The organism is Devosia insulae DS-56, from assembly GCF_000970465.2.
Classification (GTDB): Bacteria; Pseudomonadota; Alphaproteobacteria; order Rhizobiales; family Devosiaceae; genus Devosia_A; species Devosia_A insulae.
Window position 1 is genome coordinate 1 of sequence record NZ_LAJE02000035.1, and the last position, 5,104, is coordinate 5,104.

Annotated in this window: 5 protein-coding genes; 2 read left to right on the forward strand and 3 right to left on the reverse strand. The window is 66.5% G+C overall.

Going from position 1 to position 5,104, the window contains the following annotated elements; translation table 11 throughout:
- Positions 1 to 75: 75 nt before the first annotated feature.
- The 3 genes from VW23_RS01295 to VW23_RS01305 all read right to left on the reverse strand — a co-directional run bounded on the left by VW23_RS01295 (position 76) and on the right by VW23_RS01305 (position 2,900).
- Positions 76 to 396 (reverse strand): hypothetical protein, encoded by a 321-nt coding sequence (locus VW23_RS01295; protein WP_069907793.1) that lies wholly within the window; start codon positions 394 to 396, stop codon positions 76 to 78.
- 76 nt (positions 397 to 472) lie between these two features.
- The gene (locus VW23_RS01300; protein WP_069907794.1) at positions 473 to 1,525 is read right to left on the reverse strand and encodes an AbrB family transcriptional regulator; all 1,053 of its coding nucleotides are present in this window, start codon (positions 1,523 to 1,525) and stop codon (positions 473 to 475) included.
- A gap of 214 nt (positions 1,526 to 1,739) precedes the next feature.
- Complete coding sequence (locus VW23_RS01305; protein WP_069907795.1) at positions 1,740 to 2,900, reverse strand: M20 aminoacylase family protein; 1,161 nt, start codon at positions 2,898 to 2,900, stop codon at positions 1,740 to 1,742.
- A 327-nt stretch (positions 2,901 to 3,227) separates the two neighbouring features.
- Between VW23_RS01305 and VW23_RS01310 the strand changes: the two genes are divergently transcribed.
- Both VW23_RS01310 and VW23_RS01315 read left to right on the forward strand, forming a co-directional pair.
- A complete protein-coding gene (locus VW23_RS01310; protein WP_069907796.1) occupies positions 3,228 to 3,986 on the forward strand; it encodes an electron transfer flavoprotein subunit beta/FixA family protein in 759 nt (252 codons plus the stop codon).
- A complete protein-coding gene (locus VW23_RS01315) occupies positions 3,986 to 4,912 on the forward strand; it encodes an electron transfer flavoprotein subunit alpha/FixB family protein (RefSeq protein WP_069907797.1) in 927 nt (308 codons plus the stop codon). The genes VW23_RS01310 and VW23_RS01315 overlap by 1 nt, the downstream gene beginning before the upstream one ends.
- The last annotated feature ends 192 nt before the right edge of the window (positions 4,913 to 5,104 follow it).

Consider the following 5,104-nt stretch of genomic DNA (forward strand, 5'->3'; position numbering starts at 1 on the left):
GTCTCCCTCCCCCTTGCGGGGAGGGGACAGGGGTGGGGGTACTCTTCGCGCGCTGACGTGCGTGACGACGAAGCCTCAGTCCACCTGTTCCCAGGTATCGGGGTCATAATAGTCGCTGTGCCAGGTACCGTCGGGGTATTGCACGAAGGCCTCGACGCAGCCGTCCGAGGCGAGGCTCACCGAGCGGGCATCGACGCCGCGCCGGCGCAGTTCCATCTTGACCACGTCCTGGTCGAAGCTGTCGCCGTCGCCACCCGACTTGCCACCGACCGAGAAGCCGAATTCGATCTTCAGCCCCGGCAGGTTGTCGTTCAGGTTGCAGTTCTCGCGCGCCATCGCCGGGCCGGCGGCGAACAGGGTGGCGGCAACGGCGGCAAGGGCAAGCGGACGCAGCATCTGAGTCTCCAATGGACCGGGAGGCATGTGCCCGAGGATTTGGGCAGGCTTGCGACTTACGGCAAGTCATTGTCGCCTAGGGCAACTCTTTGTCCCGAATAAGCATCGCGACCACCGGGATGGCGAAGGTGAGCATCAGCAGGCGGCTCACATGGTGCGCCGCGATGAACGCTGTATCGAAGCCGAGCGCGATGCCGAGCGCCCCCATCCCTTCGAGCGCGCCGGGCGAGAGCCCGAGCCAGATCTGCCCGAATGGCATGTCGACAAACGGCGCCACCGCCAGCGTCACCCCGGTGGCGATGGCCACGGTCAGCGCCGTGCCGGCCAGCCCGCCGATCGCCGCCTGCTTGAACTCGCTGCGGGTGATGCCGTTGAAGCGCGAACCGATCAGTCCGCCGATCAGGATGAAGGTCGCGATCAGCAGCGGCTGCGGCATGGAGCCCTCGAACAGCCCGGCGAACTTGGCGCAGATCGCCACCGCCATGGCGCCGAGCACATAGCCGGCTGGCGCCTTGAGCTTGGTCAGGATGAACCCGGCGACGGCACAGGCGAGCCCCACCGGCAGCAGGGTCTCGAACCCCATCGGCGCCTGCACCGGCGCGCCTTCATAGTGCCCGATCGGAAGGAACAGCGCGCCGATCGGCACGCAGATGGTGAGGATCAGGATACGGATCACCTGGATGATGATGATCTGCCGGGTATCGCCGACACCCGCCGCCGCGATCGACATCACGAAGCTCAGATGCCCGGGGAAGGAGCTGAGATAGGCGGTGCCGCGGTCGAGCCCGAACAGCTTCCGCAACAGGAAGCCGGTGAGCGTGATGATCAGAATCAGCTCCACCGCCAGCGCCGCCAGCGTTACCGGCCATTGCACGATCAGCGTCAGCGAATCGCGCGCCACTGCGGCGCCCATGGAAAGACCGGTGAGCACGAACGTCGCGTCGCGCAGCCAGGTCGGCAGCATCACCTTGACGCCCAGCAGCGCCGCGATCGCCACCGCGAGCGCCCCGCCCATCAGCCACGCAGCGGGCAGATTGACCAGCGCCGCCAATCCGCCGCCGGCCGCCGAGATCAGCAATGTGACGAGCGTCCGGCGGATAATGGTGCCGGCGGGCAGGGGGGAGGTCATTTGGCGGAACGAGTCGAGATGGCTAGGACGCTAACTATTCACTAATCGCCAGCGCGAGGAAAGCACGCCGTTGGGCGAACATCGCGTGCTTGGCGCCCCTCACCCCGACCCTCTCCCCAGAGGGGCGAGGGGGCGTTGTGGCACTGCCGGTGCAGGGTGCGTCCCCTCGCCCCTCTGGGGAGAGGGTTAGGGTGAGGGGTAGCCCCGCGCACCGCTATCTCTGCGAAGCGCCCTCGACCAGTTTCACGAAAAAGCTCACCCCAACCGGGATGATCTCGTCGTTGAAGTTGTAGGTGTCCGAGTGCAGTTCCGAGCTCGGCCCGTTGCCAAGGAACACATAGGCGCCTGGCCGCGCCTGCAGCATGTAGGAAAAATCCTCGCCGCCCATCTTGGGGTCGACATTGGCGTCCACCCGGTCCTCGCCGACCACGGTCGCGGCAATGGCTGCGGCATAGGCTGTCTCGTCCGGCGTGTTTTCCACCACCGGATAGCCGCGCCGATAGTTCACCTCGGCCGTGCCGCCGAAGGTTTCGACGATGCCCTTGGTCACGGCCTTCAGCCGCTCTTCCATCAGGTCGCGCACTTCATCGTTCAGCGAGCGCACCGTGCCGGTGAGTTTCACCTTCTGGGGGATGATGTTGAACGCCTCGCCGCCCTGCATCATCGTCACCGACAGCACCGCCGAGCGGATCGGATCGATATCGCGGGAGACGATGGTGTGCAGCGCCGTGATCAGCTGCGCCGCGATCATCACCGGGTCCACCGTGTTCTGCGGCCAGGCGGCATGTCCGCCCTGACCCTCGATCACGATGTTGAATTCGTCGCTCGCCGCCATCAGGCCGCCGACCCGCATGGCGATGCTGCCGGCTTCCTGCCCGGGCATGTTGTGCAGGCCATAGACCTCGTCGACGCCGAAGCGATCCATGATCCCGGCTTCCACCATGGCGCGCCCACCGGCGCCGCCTTCTTCCGCAGGTTGGAAAATCAGCACGGCGTTGCCGTCAAAATTGCGCGTCTCGGCCAGGTATTTCGCGGTGCCGAGCAGGATCGAGGTGTGGCCGTCATGCCCGCAGGCGTGCATGCGGCCGGGTGTCTGGCTGGCATAGTCGAGGCCGGTGCGCTCGAGGATCGGCAACGCATCCATGTCGGCGCGGATGCCGATATTCTTGCCCGGTCCACGCCCCTTGATCACCGCCACGACGCCGCTCTGGGCAATGCCGGTGACCACTTCGTCGACGCCGAACGAGCGCAGCAGTTCGGCGACTTTCCCCGATGTGCGGGGCAGCTCGTACTGAAGTTCGGGATGCACATGGAAGTCGCGGCGCCATTCGGCGACCTCGTCGGCGAATTCCGCGATACGATTGATAACGGGCATGAAAGACCTGAACGCTAGTAAGCGCGCACTGTGCGGGGACGAGGGTAGGGCGTCAACCCGCCGAAGGTACGATCTTGCGGTGGGGTGGCACTCAAGATGGGGGCCCACCCACCAGCGTCATCCCCGCGAAGGCGGGGACCCAGTGCGATGTCTCTGGGCCCACAGCTCTTTGAGAGATCCCACTAGGTTCCCGCCTGCGCGGGAATGACGCCGGTGGGTGGGGGCACTTCATTCTCTCAACTTCCCTCTCGCTAGTCAGAAATTCCCCGCTCGAACTTGCTCCTCCTCGTCATATTTGCCAAACACCCGGCAACACTGGAGGAACCGATGAAAATCCTCGTTGCCATCAAGCGCGTCGTCGATCATGCGGTGCGCGTCCGTGTCCGTCCCGATGGTACGGGTGTGGAGACCGAGAACGTGCGCATGTCGATGAACCCCTTCGACAAGCACGCCGTCGAGGCCGCCGTGCAGCTCAGTGAAGCCGGCCATGCCAGCGAGATCGTCGTCGTCTCCATCGGGCCTAAGCAGAGCAATGACGTGATCCTCACCGCCCTCGCCATGGGGGCGCATCGCGGCATTCTGATCGAGGCCGATGGTCGGGTTGAAACGCTGGCCGTGGCCAAATTCCTCAAGGCCGTCGTTGCCGAAGAAAAGCCCGATCTGGTGCTGCTCGGCAAGCAGGCTGTCGATGACGATTCCAACCAGGTCGGCCAGATGCTGGCCGGCCTGCTCGACTGGCCGCAGGCCACCTTCGCCTCCGAGATCAAGGTCACCGGCGACGGGCTCGAGGTCACCCGCGAGGTCGATTACGGCCGCGCCACCGTCGGCGTCTCGCTGCCGGCCATCGTCACCGCCGACCTCCGCCTCAACACCCCGCGCAACGCGGCGCTGCCCATGGTGATGAAGGCGCGTTCGAAGCCGCTGGCCGTGCGCCCTGCCGCCGAGTTCGGCGTCGATCTCACGCCGCGGCTCAAGCTCGAGAAGGTGACCCCGCCGGCCGAGCGCGTGGCCGGGCGCCGGGTCGCCGATGCTGCCGAACTGACCGCAGCAATTCAGTCTGAACTTTCCGAGCTGGAGGCGCTCTGATGGCCGTCCTCGTTCTCGCCGAACACGATCTCGGCGTGCTCTCCGCCGCCACGGCCCGTATCGTCGCTGCCGCCGAGACGCTCGGCCCGGTCGATCTGCTGGTCGCGGGCCAGGGCGTCTCGGCCGTTGCCGCTGAAGCCGCAAAGCTTGCCGGCGTCGAGAAGGTTCTCATCGCCGACAACGCTGCGCTCGCCAACCAATCGGCAGAGGCCGTCGCCGCGCTGCTCGCCCGGCTCGCCGAGCCCTATAGTCACATCGTTGCCGCCGCCGCCGCCACCGGTCGCGACGCCATCCCGCGCCTCGCCGCGCGGCTCGACCTGATGCCGGTGACCGATGTCGTCGCCATCCACGGCCCGACCCGCTTCGATCGACCGATCTACGCCGGCAATGCCATCGAGACGGTATCGTCGGGGCAGAGCAAACAGTTGCTGACCATCCGCGCCTCGGCCTTCCGCCCGGCGGCCGCAGGTAACGACGCTCCGATCCACCCGGTCGATGCCGACGTCGCCGCGGTCGCGCGCTTTCTCGCTGCACACCGCACCGAAAGTGATCTGCCGGAACTCTCGACCGCCCAGATCGTCGTCGCCGGCGGCGTCTCCTTCGGCTCGGCCGAAAAGTTCGCGCTGGTCTCCGATCTCGCCAAAGTCCTCGGCGCGGCTGTCGGCGCCACCCGCGCCGCGGTCGATGCCGGCTACGCCCCCAATGACTGGCAGGTCGGCCAGACCGGCAAGATCATCGCGCCCGACCTCTACATCGCCATCGGCATCTCCGGCGCCCTGCAGCACCTCGCCGGCATCCAGGGGGCCAAGAAGATCATCGCCATCAACAAAGACCCCGAGGCGCCGCTGATGAAAATCGCCGACATCGCGCTGGTGGGCGATCTGTTCGAAGTGGTGCCGCAACTGATTGCGGGGTTGAAACGGTAAGCTGGTGCGTGGGGCTACCCCTCTCCCCCCCGGGGGCGCTCTTGCGCTCCCCTAGGAGGGGCGAGGGGGCGATGTGGCACCGCCGGTTCACCTCGCGTCCCCTCGCCCCTCTGGGGAGAGGGCCAGGGTGAGGGGCGCCCCACGCACCAGACTATCCGCCCCGTTGCAATTCCCCCGCCACCGCCTATAAAC